The sequence below is a fragment of the Thermococcus fumicolans genome (genome assembly GCF_055386755.1).
Genome location: NZ_AP042424.1, coordinates 1,012,785 through 1,031,265 on the forward strand (window position 1 = coordinate 1,012,785; position 18,481 = coordinate 1,031,265).

21 protein-coding genes are annotated in these 18,481 nt (G+C 55.5%); 10 read left to right on the plus strand and 11 right to left on the minus strand.

The features are described from left to right. Positions 1-42: 42 nt before the first annotated feature. The 3 genes from ACZ5AM_RS05605 to ACZ5AM_RS05615 form a co-directional block, all read right to left on the minus strand. A complete protein-coding gene (locus tag ACZ5AM_RS05605) occupies positions 43-654 on the minus strand; it encodes a hypothetical protein (RefSeq protein ID WP_464915997.1) in 612 nt (203 codons plus the stop codon). Positions 655-814: 160 nt separating this feature from the next. Beyond that, positions 815-1,486 (minus strand): Kae1-associated kinase Bud32, encoded by a 672-nt coding sequence (locus tag ACZ5AM_RS05610; RefSeq protein ID WP_464914084.1) that lies wholly within the window; start codon positions 1,484-1,486, stop codon positions 815-817. 4 nt (positions 1,487-1,490) lie between these two features. Beyond that, complete coding sequence (locus ACZ5AM_RS05615; protein ID WP_464914085.1) at positions 1,491-1,799, minus strand: hypothetical protein; 309 nt, start codon at positions 1,797-1,799, stop codon at positions 1,491-1,493. A 177-nt stretch (positions 1,800-1,976) separates the two neighbouring features. Between ACZ5AM_RS05615 and thsB the strand changes: the two genes are divergently transcribed. The 4 genes from thsB to ACZ5AM_RS05635 all read left to right on the plus strand — a co-directional run bounded on the left by thsB (position 1,977) and on the right by ACZ5AM_RS05635 (position 6,146). Further along, positions 1,977-3,632, plus strand: coding sequence for a thermosome subunit beta (thsB, locus tag ACZ5AM_RS05620; protein ID WP_464914086.1), 1,656 nt, complete (start codon positions 1,977-1,979; stop codon positions 3,630-3,632). 54 nt (positions 3,633-3,686) lie between these two features. Next, on the plus strand, positions 3,687-4,229 hold the full coding sequence (locus tag ACZ5AM_RS05625; protein ID WP_464914087.1) for a hypothetical protein: 543 nt from the start codon (positions 3,687-3,689) through the stop codon (positions 4,227-4,229). Between the two features lie 56 nt (positions 4,230-4,285). After that, positions 4,286-5,155, plus strand: coding sequence for a zinc metalloprotease HtpX (gene htpX / locus ACZ5AM_RS05630; RefSeq protein WP_464914088.1), 870 nt, complete (start codon positions 4,286-4,288; stop codon positions 5,153-5,155). Positions 5,156-5,249: 94 nt separating this feature from the next. Continuing rightward, positions 5,250-6,146 carry a M48 family metalloprotease gene (locus tag ACZ5AM_RS05635; RefSeq protein ID WP_464914089.1) on the plus strand — a complete coding sequence of 299 codons (897 nt, stop codon included), beginning with the start codon at positions 5,250-5,252 and terminating at the stop codon, positions 6,144-6,146. A gap of 17 nt (positions 6,147-6,163) precedes the next feature. On the opposite strand, the gene ACZ5AM_RS05640 is transcribed toward ACZ5AM_RS05635, so the two are convergent. Then, complete coding sequence (locus ACZ5AM_RS05640) at positions 6,164-6,970, minus strand: SDR family oxidoreductase (RefSeq protein ID WP_464914090.1); 807 nt, start codon at positions 6,968-6,970, stop codon at positions 6,164-6,166. 74 nt (positions 6,971-7,044) lie between these two features. Between ACZ5AM_RS05640 and ACZ5AM_RS05645 the strand changes: the two genes are divergently transcribed. From ACZ5AM_RS05645 to ACZ5AM_RS05655, 3 genes are read left to right on the plus strand one after another with little or no spacing between them, the layout of a single operon-like run. Then, positions 7,045-8,055: a deoxyhypusine synthase gene (locus ACZ5AM_RS05645; protein ID WP_464914091.1), complete on the plus strand. Its 1,011-nt coding sequence runs from the start codon at positions 7,045-7,047 to the stop codon at positions 8,053-8,055. A 41-nt stretch (positions 8,056-8,096) separates the two neighbouring features. Beyond that, positions 8,097-8,330 (plus strand): hypothetical protein, encoded by a 234-nt coding sequence (locus ACZ5AM_RS05650; protein ID WP_464914092.1) that lies wholly within the window; start codon positions 8,097-8,099, stop codon positions 8,328-8,330. Next, positions 8,275-8,766, plus strand: a complete 492-nt coding sequence (locus ACZ5AM_RS05655; RefSeq protein WP_464914093.1) for a PIN domain-containing protein — start codon at positions 8,275-8,277, stop codon at positions 8,764-8,766. Before ACZ5AM_RS05650 ends, ACZ5AM_RS05655 begins: the two co-directional genes overlap by 56 nt. 191 nt (positions 8,767-8,957) lie before the next feature. Here ACZ5AM_RS05655 and ACZ5AM_RS05660 read toward each other — a convergent pair whose 3' ends face one another. From ACZ5AM_RS05660 to ACZ5AM_RS05680, 5 genes are all read right to left on the minus strand, one after another. Next, complete coding sequence (locus tag ACZ5AM_RS05660; RefSeq protein WP_464914094.1) at positions 8,958-9,263, minus strand: hypothetical protein; 306 nt, start codon at positions 9,261-9,263, stop codon at positions 8,958-8,960. A 113-nt stretch (positions 9,264-9,376) separates the two neighbouring features. Further along, positions 9,377-9,775, minus strand: a complete 399-nt coding sequence (locus ACZ5AM_RS05665) for a DUF86 domain-containing protein (protein WP_464914095.1) — start codon at positions 9,773-9,775, stop codon at positions 9,377-9,379. Then, entirely contained in the window at positions 9,744-10,157 is a 414-nt protein-coding gene (locus tag ACZ5AM_RS05670; RefSeq protein ID WP_464914096.1) for a nucleotidyltransferase domain-containing protein, read from the minus strand. The genes ACZ5AM_RS05665 and ACZ5AM_RS05670 overlap by 32 nt, the downstream gene beginning before the upstream one ends. A 64-nt stretch (positions 10,158-10,221) precedes the next feature. Then, complete coding sequence (gene tiaS, locus ACZ5AM_RS05675) at positions 10,222-11,496, minus strand: tRNA(Ile2) 2-agmatinylcytidine synthetase TiaS (RefSeq protein ID WP_464914097.1); 1,275 nt, start codon at positions 11,494-11,496, stop codon at positions 10,222-10,224. Between the two features lie 31 nt (positions 11,497-11,527). Further along, positions 11,528-12,856, minus strand: a complete 1,329-nt coding sequence (locus tag ACZ5AM_RS05680) for an alpha/beta hydrolase-fold protein (RefSeq protein WP_464914098.1) — start codon at positions 12,854-12,856, stop codon at positions 11,528-11,530. A gap of 83 nt (positions 12,857-12,939) precedes the next feature. Between ACZ5AM_RS05680 and moaC the strand changes: the two genes are divergently transcribed. Next, complete coding sequence (moaC, locus tag ACZ5AM_RS05685; RefSeq protein ID WP_464914099.1) at positions 12,940-13,407, plus strand: cyclic pyranopterin monophosphate synthase MoaC; 468 nt, start codon at positions 12,940-12,942, stop codon at positions 13,405-13,407. Here moaC and ACZ5AM_RS05690 read toward each other — a convergent pair. Then, positions 13,391-13,861, minus strand: a complete 471-nt coding sequence (locus tag ACZ5AM_RS05690; protein WP_464914100.1) for a hypothetical protein — start codon at positions 13,859-13,861, stop codon at positions 13,391-13,393. The genes moaC and ACZ5AM_RS05690 overlap by 17 nt on opposite strands. Positions 13,862-13,997: 136 nt before the next feature. On the opposite strand from ACZ5AM_RS05690, the gene ACZ5AM_RS05695 reads away from it, so the two are divergent. Together ACZ5AM_RS05695 and ACZ5AM_RS05700 are read left to right on the plus strand one after the other, a co-directional pair. Further along, positions 13,998-15,725, plus strand: a complete 1,728-nt coding sequence (locus ACZ5AM_RS05695) for an endonuclease MutS2 (protein WP_464914101.1) — start codon at positions 13,998-14,000, stop codon at positions 15,723-15,725. Positions 15,726-15,842: 117 nt separating this feature from the next. After that, positions 15,843-17,102, plus strand: a complete 1,260-nt coding sequence (locus ACZ5AM_RS05700) for a methyl-accepting chemotaxis protein (protein WP_464914102.1) — start codon at positions 15,843-15,845, stop codon at positions 17,100-17,102. Here ACZ5AM_RS05700 and ACZ5AM_RS05705 read toward each other — a convergent pair. Then, entirely contained in the window at positions 17,099-18,460 is a 1,362-nt protein-coding gene (locus tag ACZ5AM_RS05705) for an MATE family efflux transporter (protein WP_464914103.1), read from the minus strand. The two genes, ACZ5AM_RS05700 and ACZ5AM_RS05705, sit on opposite strands and share 4 nt — an antisense overlap. Between the last annotated feature and the right edge of the window lie 21 nt (positions 18,461-18,481).

An 18,481-nucleotide genomic window follows, 5' to 3' on the forward strand; every position in this document is an offset into this window, starting at 1 on the left:
GAAAAAGGCGCAGGATTGTAACAAAGGGGAACAAAATCGGGGTCAGGTCATGAGCATGTTCTCGATGATCCTTATGGCCTCGGCGATCTTCCTGTCTGGCCTCTCGTCGTCCTTTGAGATCTCAAGGTTTATCACGAGCCTCTCGTCGCGCTGGTCTTCGAGGTCGTAGACCTCGAGCTCCTCAACCTCGACGTCGCCGAAGATGCTCTCTATCTCGGGGCTAAGGATCTTGCCCTCGTTTCCGTAGACCTCAACCCTAACCAGATCGTCCGTCGTCGAGACCACGACTACTATCTCGTAGTCTCCAACCCTTTTTGTGAACCTGAGGGCGCTCCCGTAGCCAACGACCTCCTCCTTAAACCCCATCTGGAGCATTGTACTCCTTATTGAATCCGCCTTTGCCTTTATCCTGCCCATTATCCTCTCGCGAAGCTTTCCGCTCTCCTCAATTGCCTTCTTAATACCCTCTCCGGCCTTCTCTATGGGGCCTTCCCATATCCCAACTATCCTTATGCCAGAAGAAGCGGGCCTGAACTCCAGCTTTAAGGAGCCGACGTCAAAATCGCGCAGATCCTCTACCCTCAGCTCGCTGAGGGTCATGATCTCGAACTCTATCCTGGCGGTCTCACCGAAGGCCCTGCCTTTAAACTTCAACCCCATCACCAATCTGGCCTCCCGCGATCCCTTTAAAAACCTTCCCATGGGTCACGCCGGGCCATGAATGTTTTTCAAATTTGCCCCGAAAATTCAAAGATTTACGAAAAGATTCCAGCAAAATCTGGATAAGTTTCGATTGAAAAGATATGGAAGAGGCCTATGAGCTCGCCCAGCTTCTCTCCCTGTACCTCCCCCTGCTCTCTATCTCCTCGATCTTCTCCTCTATCTCCTCTCTGGCCTTCTCCCCGCGTATCTCGGCGTAGCCTTCCAGAACGGCCTCAAACCCCTCCTCGAACCAGGTGTAGTGGGTGCTCTCCATTGCCCGCTTGAGCAGGTGTAGATCAACGCCCCTGGCCTCGAGCGTCGAGTCGAAGTCCGCCAGTCCAAAGTCTATCAGGTAGACCTTCCCCTCCCGGAGTATCATGTTGCTCGTCGTCAGGTCGCCGTGGACTATGCCGGCATCGTGGAGCTTTCCAACCTGCCTGCCCACCTCCCGGCAGAGCTCCAGCCTCTCCTCCATTGGGACGTTTTCCAGGAGCTCCTTGAGGCGGTCGCCCTCTATGAACTCCATGACGATCTTCATGTCCTTTAGATCAACCTCATAGACGTGGGGGCAGTTCACGCCGAACTCCTTCGCCCTGTGGAGCACCCTCGCCTCCCGAACGGTCCTCTCCTTCCTGAGCCTCTCGTCTATCTCCCTTATCCTGTACCGCTTTGGAATCCTGTGCTTCACGACGACCTTCTCCCCGGGCAGCAGGTCCGCTCCAAAGAACTCCTCAAAGCCCGCCAGATAGATCTTCGCCTCCGCGCCCTGTTTTATCAGCTCCACGCTCTCACCTCTCCAGTTTCAGCTCTCCGATGAGCCTCTCGTAATCCCTCAGCACGGCCCTTATCTCGACCACGTTCTCGATCTTGATGACGAGCGTCCCGGTATCGTCCTTCACAACCAGAACCGCCTTATCAACGTTTCTATCCTCGAGTTTCTCGCGGGCGTACCTCAGCCTCTCCTCCTTCGAGTCGAGCATATCATCGAAGAGCGACGCGACGTTCTCCACCTCTATTTCGACTATCCCGTAGTCCTTCAGCCTCTCGAAAATTTCCTTGGCCTTTTCGGGGGCTATCTCGTATACCCTCGGCTCCACGGTTCACACCCCTCTTTGATAGGCCTCTTCCGTTTTAGCCCTTTCCTCCGGATTGCCACTAAGTTTTTGTCGTATCTTCAAATTCAACCCATTTTTTTGAAATTTTTGGCCCAAAACTTTTTATAGAGCGCTGACGAAGCGTTTCTGCAAAAAGGAATCTGATAGGAGGAATGTCAAATGGCACAGCTCAGTGGACAGCCGGTTGTTATTCTGCCCGAGGGAACCCAGAGGTACGTCGGAAGGGACGCCCAGAGGCTCAACATTCTGGCTGCTAGGATTATCGCCGAGACGGTGAGGACCACCCTCGGCCCGAAGGGTATGGACAAGATGCTGGTGGACAGCCTTGGAGACGTCGTTGTCACCAACGATGGAGCGACCATACTCGACAGGATCGACCTCCAGCACCCGGCCGCTAAGATGATGGTTGAGGTTGCCAAGACCCAGGACAAGGAGGCCGGTGACGGTACTACTACCGCCGTTGTCATCGCTGGCGAGCTCCTCAGGAAGGCGGAGGAGCTCCTCGACCAGAACATCCACCCGAGCATCATCGTCAAGGGATACACCATGGCCGCCGAGAAGGCCCAGGAGATACTCGAGGACATCGCCATCGAGGTCACCCCGGACGACGACGAGACCCTCATGAAGATAGCCATGACCTCGATAACCGGCAAGAACGCCGAGAGTCACAAGGAGCTCTTCGCGAGGCTCGCCGTTGAGGCCGTCAAGCAGGTCGCGGAGAAGAAGGACGGCAAGTACACCGTCGACATCGACAACATCAAGGTCGAGAAGAAGGCCGGCGAGAGCGTTGAGGAGAGCGAGCTCATAAGGGGAGTCGTCATCGACAAGGAGCGCGTCCACCCGAGGATGCCGAAGCGCGTTGAGGGAGCTAAGATAGCACTCATCAACGAGGCCCTCGAGGTCAAGAAGACCGAGACCGATGCGAAGATCAACATCACCAGCCCGGACCAGCTCATGAGCTTCCTCGAGCAGGAGGAGAAGATGCTCAAGGAGATGGTTGACCAGATAGCCGCCACCGGTGCCAACGTCCTCTTCGTCCAGAAGGGAATTGACGACCTCGCCCAGCACTACCTGGCCAAGAAGGGAATACTCGCCGTCAGGCGCGTCAAGAAGAGCGACATGGAGAAGCTCGCCAAGGCCACCGGTGCCAAGGTCGTCACCAACGTGAAGGACCTCACTCCGGAAGACCTCGGCCACGCCGACCTCGTTGAGGAGCGCAAGATAGCCGGCGAGAGCATGATCTTCGTCGAGGGCTGCAGGAACCCGAAGGCGGTCACCATACTCATCCGCGGTGGCACCGAGCACGTCATCGACGAGGTTGAGAGGGCCCTTGAGGACGCCATCAAGGTCGTCAAGGACGTCATGGAGGACGGCTACGTCCTTCCGGCCGGAGGCGCCAGCGAGATAGAGCTCAGCATCAAGCTCGACGAGTACGCCAAGGCCGTTGGTGGAAAGGAGGCCCTCGCCATCGACGCCTTCGCCGAGGCCCTCAAGATAATCCCGAAGACTCTCGCCGAGAACGCGGGCCTCGACACCGTCGAGATGCTCGTCAAGGTCATCAGCGAGCACAAGAACAGGGGCCTTGGAATAGGCATCGACGTCTTCAAGGGAGAGCCGGCAGACATGCTCGCCAACGGCATCATCGAGCCGCTCCGCGTCAAGAAGCAGGCCATCAAGAGCGCCAGCGAGGCGGCAATAATGATCCTCAGGATCGACGACGTTATAGCTGCCAAAGCCAGCAAGCCCGAGGGCGGCCAGGGCGGAGGAATGCCAGGCGGTATGGGTGGAATGGGCGGCATGGACATGGGCATGTGATGCCCCTTTACTTCCCTTTTCTGTCCAGTGATGTTTATAAGTGGTTCTTCCTGAGTGGACGTTGGTGATGGCATGTACGCGGTTAAGAAGAGCAAATCGGGCTACATATTCGACCTCCCGCGCGAGAGGATAGCGTTTATGTTCCTCGAGGACGGCACCTACCTGATGTACCATGACGAGAAAACTCTCTGCTACTCGATGAAGCCGGTGGGGGTTTCAAAGGAGGAGATAGAGCGCTTTGAGAAGACTGGCGAGCTCCCGGAGCTCATAAAGGCCATCAAGTCCGGCAGCTATCCCGAGTCCTGCGTAGTCAAGGAACTCCCGCCGATAGACGAGGACTTGAAACCGCTCAACCCCTCGCGCAAGTGCGTGGTGATATTCACGGGCTTCCGGGACACGGTTATAGACTATGTCGAATGTGGGGAGGAAGTCTTAGCGGTTGCGAAGCTCGTTGACGAACCCAATAAAGTCTGCCGCTTCTTCGGCAGGGGCAACTACAAGATAGCCGCGGTGAGGTTAAAGCGTGGCCAAGAATGTCTCCCGAGAGAGGAGTTCCTCGAAAAGGTCGAGGAGTGCAGGGAGAGGCCCTCTGAGTGAGGCGACCAAAAGGTTTTAGTACCTTACTGTTATTTTAATTGGCTGGGGGTGAGAGAATGGGACTGGTGATGTGGCTCAGAACGGGCATCTTGATGGCCCTCCTAACCGGCCTGCTGATGGGGATAGGCTACATCTTCGGCGGGCCGAACGTGGCCTTCATGATGTTCATGTTCTCCATGCTCTTCAACTTCCTGACCTACTGGTACAGCGACAAGATCGTGCTGAGCTGGTACAACGCGAGGCTGGTTGACGAGCACGAGGCGCCTGAACTGTACGCCATTGTTAGAGACCTCGCCGAGAGGGCGGGTCTTCCGATGCCTAAAGTCGCCATAATCCCGACCGACACTCCGAACGCCTTCGCCACAGGGAGGGATCCAAAGCACGCGGTCGTCGCGGTAACCACCGGCCTGCTCCGGATCCTCGACAGGGACGAGCTTGAAGGTGTCATAGGCCATGAGCTGACGCACATAAAGAACCGGGACATGCTCATCGGAACCTTTGCGGCAGCTATGGCCGGCGCAATAATGCAGCTCGCCTACTGGGCCCGCTGGATAGCGATATTCGGCGGCTTTGGGGATGACAGGGACGGGGACAACGTCATCGTGGCGATATTGGTGGCTGTGCTGGCCCCGATAGCGGCGATGCTCATACAAGCCGCTGTGAGCCGCTCCAGAGAATTTCTGGCGGACGAGGGAGGAGCGAAGATAAGCGGAAAGCCCCATGCACTCGCCAGCGCGCTGATGAAGATAGAGCAGGCCGTCAGGTACAGGCCGATGAGGAACGGCAACCCTGCGACGGCCCACATGTTCATAGTCAATCCCTTCAGGGGAATGAGCATAGCGAACCTGTTCTCCACCCACCCGCCGACCGAGGCCAGGATAGAGCGCCTCAGGAAGATAGCGGAGGAGATGGGGATTTACTTCTGAGGTCAACCTCCTACGCCTTCAATCTTTTATTGCCCCCGAAACGAAAGGTTTGTAAAGGCTGGTTCTGAAGTAGTGCTAATTGAGGTGACAGACTGTGAAAATTTGGTTGTTTCTTCGAACGGCCCTTATGATAGGCCTTCTCATGGGGCTTCTCATGGCCGTCGGCTACCTGCTGGGCGGCGCCAGATGGATGCGCCTGATGTTCTGGTTCGCCGTCTTGCTAAGCTTTGTGACCTACTGGTACAGCGACCAGCTCGTCGTTAAGATGATGAAGGCCAAGATAGTGGGGAGGGAGGAAGCCCCCCAGCTCTACGAAATCGTAGAGGGACTCGCCAAAAAGGCAGGCCTGCCCATGCCCAGGATTGCCGTAATAGATGACCCGACTCCAAACGCGTTCGCCACCGGCAGGAGCCCGGAGCACTCGCTCGTCACGGTTACAACAGGACTGCTGGAACTTCTCGACAAAGACGAGCTTGAGGGAGTCCTCGGCCACGAACTCACTCACATTAAGAACCGCGATATCCTCGTCGGCACAATCGCTGGTGCCCTGGCGGGGGCTGTGATATACATAGCCTACATAACCAAGTATCTGGCTTTTTTCAGGATGATACTGGGGAACCTCAGCCTTGATCGCTTCTTCTACGCGCTCCTTATAGCCATTACCGCTCCAATAGCGGCCGTGATAATCCGCTCGGCTATAAGCAGGAGACGGGAATTCGCCGCTGACGAAGGTGGTGCGAGGCTTAGCGGCAAGCCCTGGGCGCTCGCTAGTGCCCTATTAAAGCTTGACGAAGCCGTGAAGAAGCTTCAGGAGGAGCAGAAGTCCAAAATAAAACCCCTAGGGAACCCCGGGCTGGCGCATCTCTTCATAGTCAACCACTTCGAGGGAGACAGGGTTTCAAGGCTCTTTGCTACTCATCCACCAGTTGAGGAGCGCATTAATAACCTAAGGAAGATGGCGGAAGAGATGGGCGTTGAGTTCACCCTCTGACTTGTTTTCCCTCTTTTTCAGATGAAGACGCTTTTCGTCATCGCTCCGTCAATAACAACGGTCGAACCGAGCATGTACTCTGCTTCATCGCTGAGGAGGAACGCTATGAGGGATCCCAGCTCTTCCCACCTCCCCGTCCTGTGGAGCGGCGTCCTGGAAAGCACTTCCTTCTCCCAGGTCTCCTCGAAAGGCTCTCCTCTCTCCTCCGCCAATGTCTTAAGGTTCTCCCTCGCGCCCGGTGTATCGAAGCTCCCGAGGAGAACGGAGTATGCCCTTATTCCGTACTTTCCGTAGGTTCTTGAAACGCTCTTGGCGAGCTGGACCAACCCCGCCCGAGTGACGTCTGCCAAAACCAGCGGTGGCATCGGCTCCTTTATCGAGACGGAGTTGAGGTAGACGAGCCGGCCTTCCATCTTCTTCTCAAGCCATGCCTGGACGAAGAGCGTCGTCAGGTAACCTGGGGCAGTCGTGTGGAGTGCCGAGGCCTCTAACCAGTCCAGATAGTTCGCCTCATGGAGCATGCAGGGTTCGCAGGGCACGTTTGGGGCGTTCCAGACGAGGGCATCGACTCCGTTCAAAAGCTCCCAGGCCTCCTTGATGAGGTTCTCAAGATCCTCCTGCCGGAACAGGTTTGCCGTGACCGCGTGGACCTCTCCGAATTCGGACAGCTCTTCTTCAGCCTTCTTCAGGTTCCCCGGGCTGTGAGAGCTTATCACGACCCTGGCGTTCCTCTTCAAAAGCTCCCTAGCGACGTTGAAGCCTATCCCCCTGGACGATGCCGTGACGATGACCCCAAGCCCATCAAGGTCGATTTTCACGCTCATAAACGCGGCTTGTCTCAGAAGGATAAAAACCTTCCCGACCAAAACTTTATACGTCCCCAGTCCAAGCGGAGACCATGACCGAGCCGAAAGACATCGTCCTTAAGGAGAGCGAAGAGGTTGAGGGGCTTCCTATTGAGGGCCCCTGGCTGAACGAGATTTCGAATCTTGAAGAGGTTCTCGATTATTACGAGCGCATAGGCTTCCAGGCGACCCACCTCGGAAAAGCGATAGAGATCTGGAGAAAAGTTGAGAAAAAGCGCACCGAAGGGAAAGAGGTCAGGGTATTCCTCGGCTACACCTCCAACATAATCTCCTCCGGGTTGAGAGAACTCATCGCGTGGCTCGTGAAGGAGGGGAAAGTGGACGTCATAGTGACCACCGCCGGAGGAATCGAGGAGGACTTCATTAAGGCGCTAAAGCCCTTCATCCTCGGCGACTGGAACGTTAACGACGCTCTGATGCGCGAGAAGGGCATCAACAGGATAGGCAACATCTTCGTGCCCAACGACCGCTACATCGAGTTCGAGAAGTACATGATCCCCTTCTTCGAGCGCGTTCTCGAGATGGAGCGCGAGAAGGGCAAGCCGCTCACGGCCAGTGAGTTCATCCACGAGATGGGTCGCTACATGGACGAGAAGCTCGGAAAGGAGAAGGAGAAGAGCATAATCTACTGGGCCTACAAGAGGGACGTGCCGATATTCTGCCCGGCAATAACCGACGGCTCCATCGGCGACATGCTCTACTTCTTCAAGGAGGAGCGCGGGGACAGGGAGCTGATCATAGACATCGCCAACGACATAGTGAAGCTCAACAACCTTGCGGTTATGGCAAAGGAGACCGCCTCGATAATCCTCGGCGGTTCTCTGCCGAAGCACGCGATAATAAACGCCAACCTCTTCCGTGGAGGGACTGACTATGCCATCTACATAACGACAGCTATTCCATGGGACGGCTCGCTGAGCGGTGCACCGCCGAGCGAGGGGGTGAGCTGGGGCAAGATAAGGGCCAAAGCCGATTACGTCGAAATCTGGGCCGATGCCACGCTGGTCTTTCCGCTGCTGGTGTGGAAGGTGATGCGGGGATAGTGTTATATCCGAATAAGTTCCAAACTAAGAGCGGTGGGAGTATGGATGAGGTAATTCTTCGCGTGAAGTTGCCGGGGAAGGTCAGCGAGGAGACCAAGAGGGCCATTGAGAGGGAGCTTGAGCTTGAGGCTCTCCGGATTTACCTTGAATTAAAGTCAAAGAAGAAACGCAAGAAACTCTCGGTTGAGAAGTACATGGGAATACTCGGAAAGGCTTCCGTTGAGGAGCTCAACGCCTACGCTCTGGAGGCTGAGGGCTTTGAGGACATACATTGATGCAAACATTATCTACAACTTTCTTTTCACGACACCCTTAACTCCAAGGGCGAGGAACATACTGACTTCGGAAGACGAGCTGGTAATCTCTCCAGTTTCAATCAACGAAGCGGTTTACGTCTCCTTCAGAAAGCTCGCCAGAGAGAAACATGGAATTTCCAATATATACGATGTAAAGCAGTTCCTCAAGACTTCAGATGGCTCAAAGCTGATTGAAACGGCGTTTTCTATGGTCCTGGGCCTCATTGGAGATGCCGGGATTAATGTCGTTCCCGACGAAGACAGACCTGAAATAATAAAGGAAGTTGCCGGGATGTACGGCCTTTTACCAAGCGATGCAACTATCCTCGCCACCTGCATCAAGCACGGGATTCCAGGGATAGCGACTTTTGATTCAGACTTTGAGAGCGTTGATGTGGTTGAAATCGTCAAATAGTTTTGCATCACCACTGCAAACTTCTTTTTAAACACCTTTGCAGTGCGAGTGCAAATCTTTACAAGCATCATAGGGGTCGATGCAATAGCGGGAAACCTGAGGGTCAAGGTCAAGTCCGGAAAGAAAAGGGGTGCTATCCGCGGAACGTTAGGGTCTGAATGGCTCCGAGGTTCCTGAGTTCCTCTACAGCATCACCTAAAGAATTCCCTTATCTTATCAACCTCGCTCTGCTTTACATCCCGTCCTTCCTCATGAACAAAATGCGTGAATATCGTCCTTATGTGAGGACGAGGTTTATAAAAAGAATCCAACATTCCGATCTCATCGGCCATAGATTTAGTCCATTCCGGGGCTGATCTCTCAAGAAGGGTTGTCCTCAAGGAACTTCCACCGGCTTCCTTCAGGGAGTGGCTCACCATAAAGAAGGGCTTCGACGTTCCGAGGTATTCACTGGAGGAAGTCCTTTCCAAAGCGTTTGACCTGACAGATATGTACACTGAACTCCATCCGCTCTGGAGGGAATATATGCGTGAGGACTACATAGCGCTCGATGGTCTTGTCACCGGAAAGGGAAGAGTTCCGCTGTTCCTATTTGGGCTGGTGTATTGAGTCAGCCCTCAAGCTTCTCATACTCTTCAACGAGCTTCAAAACCACTTCATACAGCTCATCTATCCTCTTCAGGCCTTCTTTGATAGAATGCAAGTTGAGCCTGTCGTATTTATGGACTACGGCGTTTCTCAGACCGTTGTAAGCCCTCAGGAGAGACGCCTCACTCTCGCTGAGAACCCCCTTCTCCTCAAGCCTCGCTATGTTCGTGTAATCGTCTTCGACCGTTATGCCCAGATCCTTTGTCAGCATGGCCACAATGTCCATGGCAACGTCCACGCACACCTGGAGCGAATACAGGAGAGCCCTGAGCGTGACATCGTCCTTTATCTCGTGGCCCTTTATGAACTCATACTCCTCCTCGAACTTCTCAAGCTTTTCCAAGTACCTTTGCCTTCTCACGGGCACGCCTCCTGAGCTTTACTTTCTCCCTCACGCTCTTGAACTGATTCTCCTTAACACGGTGCTCCATGTCTTTCCAGAGCTTTCTGAACCTGTAGAAGTACTCGGAAAGCTCGAGCTCGTCGCCGTAGACTACCCTGTGGTTTCTGATGACCTCTATCTGGATGTAGAGCGGAAGTTCCTCGAAGACCTTCACGTCGTACTTTCCACCGAGTTTCTCAAGAACCCTCTCGTAAGTCCCCGGTCTTGGCTTCACCAGACAGATATCAACGTCGCTCCGCTCCGTCGCTTCTCCCCAGGCATGGGAGCCGTAGAGGACTATCCCCATGCAGTCATCTTTGAAGGGCATGAAGTCCCTGCGGAGTTGCTCTATGATAGACACGCTACCACCAAAGGAGTTTTGGCGGGATTGCATAAAGGATTTTTGGTGTCAATTTGTCCCACAATCACAAAAGCTTCATCAGCCTGTCCTCCCCGCCCGGAAGCACCAGCGTCCTTGACAGGTGCTTTCTCGCGTCTGGTGGCACTTCGTAGATTCTCTTCTTTAAATCGCGCGGCACCTCAACCGGAACCAGCTTCTTCGGCATCTTAAACCCACAGCGCTTGCACTTTAGATAATCTCCTTTGCTCTTCATCGTCCCGCCGCACTTCGGGCACTTTGGCTTCTGATATTCAACCTTCGGAACGAGCTTTACCGGGTAGAACTTCTCCAAGTTGAGCGTTAAGATTCCTTCGTGCTCTTTAACGCCGCCGGCGGCGATAATCTCATCGCCCGGCAGGAGCTTCCTCACGTAGTTGCGGAACTTCTTGGTCGGCTCGAAAGCCGCAACCCTAATCCTCCCGGTCTCGTCCTCCAGCTCGAAGAAGACGTGCCTCCCGCGCTCCCAGTATGGCGAGGCAACCCTGCCGCGAACGACAGCGCTGTCGTAGAGCCTCAGATCGCCTATCTTCTTCGGCGTTAGGTGGTCGTCGGTGTTCTGGTTGGTCTTGTACAGCTGGTAGAACGCGACAGGCTCCTCGAACTCCACCATCTCGAAGACCTGAAGGACTTTGGCCTTATCAATTCCCCTGATGCCAACGAGAACTGGATCCTTGCCATGCGGCGTTATGAGAACGCTTCTCTTGTACGGGTCAACGTTGTCGTAGCTGAAGGGGTAAGCCCAGCTATCTGCCGAAAAGACGCTCTCCGCGTTTACTCTTCTCGGCGTTCCCCAGTTTTCAGGCTCGCGATAGGCGAGAAGCTCGTAGGTAAACCTCTCCAGCGGGTAGCCTATCGAAGCGAGCGCGCCTATTATTCCCCTTCCCAGCTTGAACTTGAAGTATTCCGCCCCTACCTCCCTTGCTACCTTCTCTGCTTCCTCAATTGTAACGTGCTCTCTCAAAGCCTTGAGCGAGAACTCCCTTAGTTCATCCGGGATCTCCCCCTCGAAGAAGACGACGCCGGGATTGGTGTTCTCGTGCTCGAAGTCGGCAAGCTGGCTCACGTAGAAGAGGACGGTGTCTTTGATCTGTGGAATAACCTCTTCATCGGCCTCAAAGCTCATCGTTACCGCGCCGTTGCCGCGCGTCTTGTATGGGATGTTCGGGTTGAGCCTTATCAGTCTCGGCAGATCCAGAGGCTCCGCTATCCTTGAAAGCTCGCGGTAGAGGAGCGCGCCGAGGTAAGTCGTGCACATGCCGTTTGGCGAATCCGTGTCATCGATGCCGATGTGGATGAGCATGTTTGGAGAAAAGGGAGTGGGGGTTTAAAAATTAACCGCCGAAGAGCCAGAGCACAGCTTTCGGAAACCTCTTCCCCCAGTAGTACTCGTTGTGCGCGGCCCCTTTGTCCTCGACCACCATCAGGTTCTGCCCCTCGACGTAGCCCTTCTCCTTCAGTATCTCCACCATCCGCTCGTTCGTTCTTATCATCTCGCTCGGATCGCTTCCTTCGCTGGTTCCCCAGTCGATGTAGATCCTCTTCGGCCCCCTGGTGGCGTTCTTCACGAAGTCATATATCTCCGGATTGAACCAGAAGGCAGAGCTCATGGCCCCAACGTATTTGAACGTGTCCGGATAGGCGAAGCCGGCGTAGATAGCCATCAGCCCACCGAGCGAAGAACCCATTATCCCGGTCTCGTTCGACAGCGTGCGGTACTGGAGGTCTATGTATGGCTTGAGCGTCTCGACGATGAAGCGGACCATCGCGTCGCCCTCGCCGCCCCTGCCGTACTCTTCGTTCACCCAGGGGGCGTACTCGTCGATCCTCTTGTTACCGCCGTTGTCGATACCGACGACGATGAGCGAGAAGTTCCGCTCTTTATACAGGCGCTCCAGTGCCTCGTCCACGCCCCACTCGCCTGCGAAGGACGTTGCCCTGTCGAAGAGGTTCTGGCCGTCCAAGGTGTAGAGGACCGGGTAGCGCCTCTTGCTCTTTTCGTAATCTGGGGGCAGGTAGACCCATATCCGCCTCGTCCTGTTGAGCTGCGGGATGAACATTTTGAATGTCCTCACGTTGCCGGTTATCGTGTGCTCGCCGGCGTTGCCTTCCTCGACGTAGTCCCTCCAGTTGTAGACCGTGAACTCGTAGGTCCCGTTTTCCTTGAAGATGAAGCGCCTGTTGGGTATTTCCTCGCCGTCCCTGCCCTTCTCAACGGTCTCCCACGAGCCGCGCGTGAACTTGAACTCTATAATCTTTCCGTAGGGGAAGGTCAGGTTTATCGCCCACCTGCCGTCGGGGAGCCTCTTTAGCCTGTACCTCTCATTGCCCGGATTCCAGCCGTTGAAGTCGCCGGCTATGTAGACCGAGTCGTTCTTCGGCGTGTAATCCGGAACTGAGACGATGAACGTGACCTTGACCGTTCCCAAGGCCTCTGTGGATGTTTTGGTGAATGGACTGGTCTCCGAGGATGCTGTTTCCTTCACCCCTGTGGAGGTGTGGATAGCTGGAGCGGTTGAGGCGGTTGAGGTGCTTGTGTTTACCCCCTCGCTGGAGGTCGTGGATGGGTGGGAGCTCCCCCCGAGGCAGCCGGAGGAGGTGATGACAAAAGCCATGAGCGCGATGGCGATGATCCTGGTTAGAGCGGCCTTCACTTCAATCACCATCCCTGCTATCTGGGACGGGGTTTATATCGTTACCGCGCAACCGTTTTATTGTGTTGGGTCCATATGGGTGTGGTGGTAAGATGGAGCTGACCCACGTTGATGAGAAGGGCGTCAAGATGGTTGAAGTCGGCCACAAGAGCGAGGTCTTCAGGAGGGCCGTCGCGAGGGGCAGGATCTACCTGAGGCCGGAGACGATAGAGCTGATAAAGGCCGGAAAGACCAAGAAGGGCAACGTCATTGCGACGGCCCAGATAGCGGGGATTTTGGCGGTGAAGAAGACGCCGGAACTAATTCCCCTCTGCCACCCGATACCCCTCACGGGGGTGGACATAACCTTCGAGTTCGGGGAGGACTACATAGAAGCAACATGCGAGGTCCGCGCTACATACAAAACCGGCGTCGAGATGGAGGCTTTGACCGGGGTGAGCGTGGCGCTCCTCACTATATGGGACATGGTGAAGGCGGTTGAGAAGGACGAGAATGGCCAGTATCCGGTGACGAGGATAGAGGGGATCCACGTGGTGGAAAAGGTCAAGGCTCAACCTTGAAGTAGCCGAGGGTGTAGTACCTTATCAGATCGGCGGCCTCGTTGAGAGCAAAGCCGAGTGCATAGAAAATCAGGCTGGGCAGGAAGTTCGTCCCCAGCATCTTGATGAAGCCTAGGCCTATGAGGAGCCATCCTGCGGCTATAGGAGCCTCGTACAGCAGCATTTTCTTTCTTGAGAGGATGGACAGCAGGAGTCTCTTAAGGCCGGCATCGTTTCTGGCCAGGAACTTTTCGAAGGGCGTCTTCCTGGGCTTTATCTCAACGCCACCCCTCGTGAGGTACCGGTTTTCGGGGAAGCAGAGCAGGTAAACGTAATCCCCGTGCGTCGTCTGCAGGAACTCCTCAACCTGTCCTTCGATTGGGATCTCTTTGAAAAGGCGGCGCACTTTAAAGCCCTTGGCCTTAAAGACCTCCAGGACCCTCTCCTCTGGTGTGGAGTCCTTTTTGAAGTTCACTTTGAAAACGGTTTTTCCGTTTTTAAAGAGCTTCTCGACCAGCAAGTTAATCCACCCGCTGGTTTGATGATTACTCCTGGAATTTATAATCCTTTCCATGGCTAACCTTTTTAGGCTCCGCCCCCTTTCTCCTACGATGGTCAGGCTGAACCCCGAGGCTAAAGCGGTGTACCGCTCCATCCGCGAGGAGATAAAGAGGCGCCTCCTACTCGGGCCTAGTCTGGAGTTCCTTGAGAGGTTTGAACCCACTTCCGATCCGGGGGAGATAAGAAAGAGACAGGAGTACCTGAGGCGGGGTATGGGAAAGCTGAAGCCCGGGCTCGGGGAGTACGTATCGAAGATCCGCCCCATCAGGTTCCGCAGGGACTACCTCCACGACAGGGTCCTGATAGTCGATGAAAGTGAGCTGGAGAGGGCCGAGGCTTTGGGCCTGTGCGAGGTGACAGCGAACGTTGAGGACGCAGAGGGTTATCCTTTGGTTCTCAGCACGATCGGTTACGGCATCGACGTCGAGCTCAGCCCTTCTCAGATAGCCCCTGAGCTCTACATCAACCCCCTGCTTGAGAACGTGGATACCCTGAGGGCCCTTGCGCGGATCGGCGAGCTCACAGGGGAGGGAAGCGTGGCTGGGGAGATTCTAGAGGAACTAGCGGTGCTGGAGGGAGTGGTCGCTAGGAAGGGTCTTCTTGACGACCTTGAGGAGCTCGTAAGCGCCAAGGAGCGTGAACTGAACGAGAGAATATCCGAGAAGCTGGAGAAGTTCAGCCTGACCCTCAGCGGCAGGGAACTCCTTTCTTTCCTCACCGAGCTCAAGGCCGGGAACTACGAGGCCATATTCAGGCACTTCGGGGGGATAGAGGGTGAGATACTTGAGGCCATAAACGAGGCCGAGAGGGAGCTGGGAGAGAAGCTTGGCCTCTCCATCGAGCTCTTTTCCCGAGAAGAGCTCTACCCCGTGAGCGTACCACCCGAGAGGGTCGAGCTTCTAAGGGATGAACTTGAGAGGGATCTTAAGGTGGAGTTCTACCTGAGGAGCAGGGAAGTCCTGGAGAGAATAATGCCGCTCCTTCCAAGGCTCAAGGATGAGATAGCGAGGGTTCATGAGCTCGACTTTCTCCTGGCTGTTAGGGACTTTACCAAGGGCTTCTCCTTCCCGGAACTATGGGAGGGCGGACTGGCGTTCATAAACGGGAGGCACCTCTTCATAGAGAACCCCCAGCCTGTGAGCTACGTGGTGGGCAGGAAGCCAGATGGATTCGATGTGCCGGGGGCGGATCGTGTAAACGGCGAGGACATCGTTATCCTGACCGGCGCTAACAGCGGTGGAAAAACGAGCCTCCTTGAGCTGATGACCCAGGTGGCCGTTCTGGCCCACATGGGCTTCCCTGTCCCGGCTGAGAGGGCCTGGGTGGAACCTTTGGACGAGGTCTTCTTCTTCAGGAGGAAGAGGAGCGCCTACGGGGCGGGCGCCTTTGAGACCGCCCTCAGGTCTTTCGTTAGGGCTCTCTCGGGCTCGGGCAGAAAGCTGATCCTAATAGACGAGTTCGAGGCCATAACCGAGCCCGGTGCCGCGGTCAAGATAATCGGCGAACTCCTGAAGGTGGCCCACGAGAGGGGCTTTTACGTCGTCATCGTTTCGCATCTGGGGGAGGATTTAAAGGCCGAGCTACCCTTCGCCAGGGTGGATGGTATAGAGGCAAAGGGCCTTGACGAGGATCTGAACCTAATAGTCGACAGACAGCCGGTCTTCGGCAAACTCGGCAGGAGCACACCCGAGCTGATTGTCGAGAGGCTCGCGAGGAAGAAGCGCGGAAAAGAGAGGGAGATCTTTGAAAGGATCCTCGACTCGTTCGGAAAAGGCTGACGTTCTGTGTAGGTCCCTGTGTAGGTGGTTACTAAACCTGTTGATAGTGAGTATCTTACTTAGAACAATTAGAAAGCCTTAAGTACTTCCAACGCTATTCTTCAATGGGGGATTGCCATGGAGGGCAGGGTAGCGGTGATACTGTCTCCCGTGATCGTGTTCCTCCTCACAGTGACCCCAGTGCCGTTCGCAGGAGTGCTAGGGGCAGTTGCAGGGGGAATAGTCGGCGTCATCGTTGGGATCTACCTGCTCAGGGGCCTGACCGAGAGGAAAGAGATCCCGGCCGACGTTCTGAAGTACAAGCAGGAGATCGAGGAGCAGATCAACGTAATATCAAAAATCCTCGACAGGATAGCCGAGGGCGACCTCTCGGTTGAGGACACCGAAATGTCAGGACACTTGGAGGGGATAAGGAAGGCCATAGAGAAGATGCGCCGGAGTCTCCGCCAGATGATCGTTGAGATTCAGGAAGCCACAGACATAGTTAAACAGCGCAGCGAGCTCATAAAGGAGAACGTTGACCAGATAAGCGAGGCCATACAGCAGGTTGCCGAGGCCATAAACCAGGTGAGCATCGAGGCCCAGCGCGAGCAGGAGAACATAAACCAGATGACTGAAACAATGCGCTACATAGACGACATAGGCAAGGAAACCGTCAGCACGATGGAGGACTTCGAGAGCTCGATGGCCGAGGTGATATCTCTGGCCAGAGAAGGCGGCGAAAAGGGCCAGGAGGCAGTTCACCAGATCGAGGAGATCAGGAACATGATGCTCATGATAGACCAGACCGTTAAAGGCGTTGCCGAGATGGGTAAGAACATAGCGAACATCACCAACGTCATAACCAATATAGCCGAGCAGACCAACTTGCTCGCGTTGAACGCTGCCATAGAGGCGGCCAGGGCAGGAGAGGCAGGAAAGGGCTTCGCGGTCGTCGCGGACGAGATCAGGAAGCTGGCAGAGGAGAGCAAGAGCGCAGCCGACGACATCAGGAACATCGTGGCCAAGATAATGGAGAAGATCCAGGAGAGCGTCGAGGTAACCGGGAAGAGCGCTGAAACAGTCGAGCGCTCAACGGAAGTCCTCAAGGAGAGCGTCTCCTACCTGACCCACATAGCCGACCTAATGGCCGAGATGGAGACGAAGGTGAACGAGCTCAAGACCAAGGTTCTGGAGGAGGGCGAGAAGATCGACGAGGGCCTGCACTTCCTCGAGAACCTCTCGGCCAGCGCCGAGGAGACGACGGCCGCGGCAGAGCAGGTCAGCGCTGCTGCCGAGGAGCAGACCTCTGCACTTGAGGAGGTCAGGGCTGCCCTAGCTGACTTCGAAAAGGTCGTTGCCGAGCTCGTGACCCTCGTCAACAGGTTCAAGATCTAAACCTCTACCGTCTTCCACTTCCCTTTTCTGAAGATCCACCAGTACATGGCGGCGCTTGTGAAGGTTTCCAGGCTCATGGCAAGCCAGGCTGCTACAACGCCAAGGCCTTTAAAGCTGAAGCCGGGGAAGCTGAAGCCGAAGCCCAGTAGGTATGAAGGCAGGATCCTGAAGAGGAGCTTGCTGATTGCCGTAACGTACATCGGGCTCTTGGTGTCTCCAGCTCCTCTAAGCGAGCCGCTCAGCACGAAGACCCACCCGAGGGGGATCTCGCTTATCCCGACTATTATGAGGTAGATGCTCGCCAGGCGGAGAACCTCGTTGTAGTGTGGATCACTCGGCGTGAGGAAGGGCATCACCAGATAGCGCGGGAAGGCGACGAGAACGAAGGCCATGACAGCCATAAAGGCGGTGACCATCTTCAGAGCCTCTTTGACGGTCTTCTCGGCCAGGTCTGGCCTGTTTGCACCGAGGTTCTGGCCTACCAGAGCCGAGGAAGCCACGTTGAAGCCAAATGCCGGCATGTAGGCTATGCTCTCTATCCTCAGGCCGATCTGGTGCGCACTTAAGGCAACGTCGCCGAAGCGCGTAACGATGCTCATGTAGAGGAAGTTGTAGAAGCTGAAGAGGCCGCGCTCGACCAGGGCAGGAACCCCTATCCTGAGTATCCTCCTGACCATTCCCAACTCAAACCTCCAGCTCGGCTCGAAGCGGAGGACGAGCCTTCCGCTGAGGAGGAGGTAGGTTCCTGCTAGGAAGGAGAAGGTTATCCCTATCCCGGAGGCCCAGGCGGCACCGACGGGGCCAAGCTTAGGGAAGCCGAGCTTTCCGTAGATGAGCAGGTAGTCAAGGGCCGCGTTGATGACGTTCATCGCTATGCCCAGCTTCATCGGCGTTTTGGTGTCACCGGCTCCCCTCAAAGCTGAGAACATCGCAAAGCCGGCGAAGCGGATCGGGTAGAACAGAAAGACGACCTTGAGGTAGGAGTAGGCCAGCTCCAATAGCTCGCCCTTTGCCCCCATTATCCTCAGGACGTCATCGCCGAAGAACCAGCCGAAGAGGAAGACCGGAACTCCCAGGAGAAAGGACAAATAGAGGCTCTGCTCCAGGACGAGTTCGGCCCTCTTGACGTCCTTGGCTCCAACGAACCTCGCAACCAGCGCGAGGGTTCCAACCGATACCGCCATCATTATCGGGAACATGAACCAGCTGACCTGGCCGCCGAGGCCGACGGCGGCAACTGCCAAAGAACTGACGTGGCCAACCATCAGCGTGTCCACTAGGTTGAGAAGCGTCTGGGAGATGTTGCCCATTATGGCCGGCCACGCCAGCGACCAGAGCCTCTTTCTGAGGTCTTCCATGACACTCCACACTCTGTTAGA

Bases quoted from the DNA above. Each gene is read 5' to 3' on its own strand.
- ACZ5AM_RS05695 (WP_464914101.1), top strand. From the start codon at position 13,998: ATGGTCAGGCTGAACCCCGAGGCTAAAGCGGTGTACCGCTCCATCCGC.
- thsB (WP_464914086.1), top strand. From the start codon at position 1,977: ATGGCACAGCTCAGTGGACAGCCGGTTGTTATTCTGCCCGAGGGAACC.
- ACZ5AM_RS05705 (WP_464914103.1), bottom strand. From the start codon at position 18,460: ATGGAAGACCTCAGAAAGAGGCTCTGGTCGCTGGCGTGGCCGGCCATA.
- ACZ5AM_RS05645 (WP_464914091.1), top strand. From the start codon at position 7,045: ATGACCGAGCCGAAAGACATCGTCCTTAAGGAGAGCGAAGAGGTTGAG.
- ACZ5AM_RS05650 (WP_464914092.1), top strand. From the start codon at position 8,097: ATGGATGAGGTAATTCTTCGCGTGAAGTTGCCGGGGAAGGTCAGCGAG.
- ACZ5AM_RS05640 (WP_464914090.1), bottom strand. From the start codon at position 6,970: ATGAGCGTGAAAATCGACCTTGATGGGCTTGGGGTCATCGTCACGGCA.
- tiaS (WP_464914097.1), bottom strand. From the start codon at position 11,496: ATGCTCATCCACATCGGCATCGATGACACGGATTCGCCAAACGGCATG.
- htpX (WP_464914088.1), top strand. From the start codon at position 4,286: ATGGGACTGGTGATGTGGCTCAGAACGGGCATCTTGATGGCCCTCCTA.
- moaC (WP_464914099.1), top strand. From the start codon at position 12,940: ATGGAGCTGACCCACGTTGATGAGAAGGGCGTCAAGATGGTTGAAGTC.
- ACZ5AM_RS05700 (WP_464914102.1), top strand. From the start codon at position 15,843: ATGGAGGGCAGGGTAGCGGTGATACTGTCTCCCGTGATCGTGTTCCTC.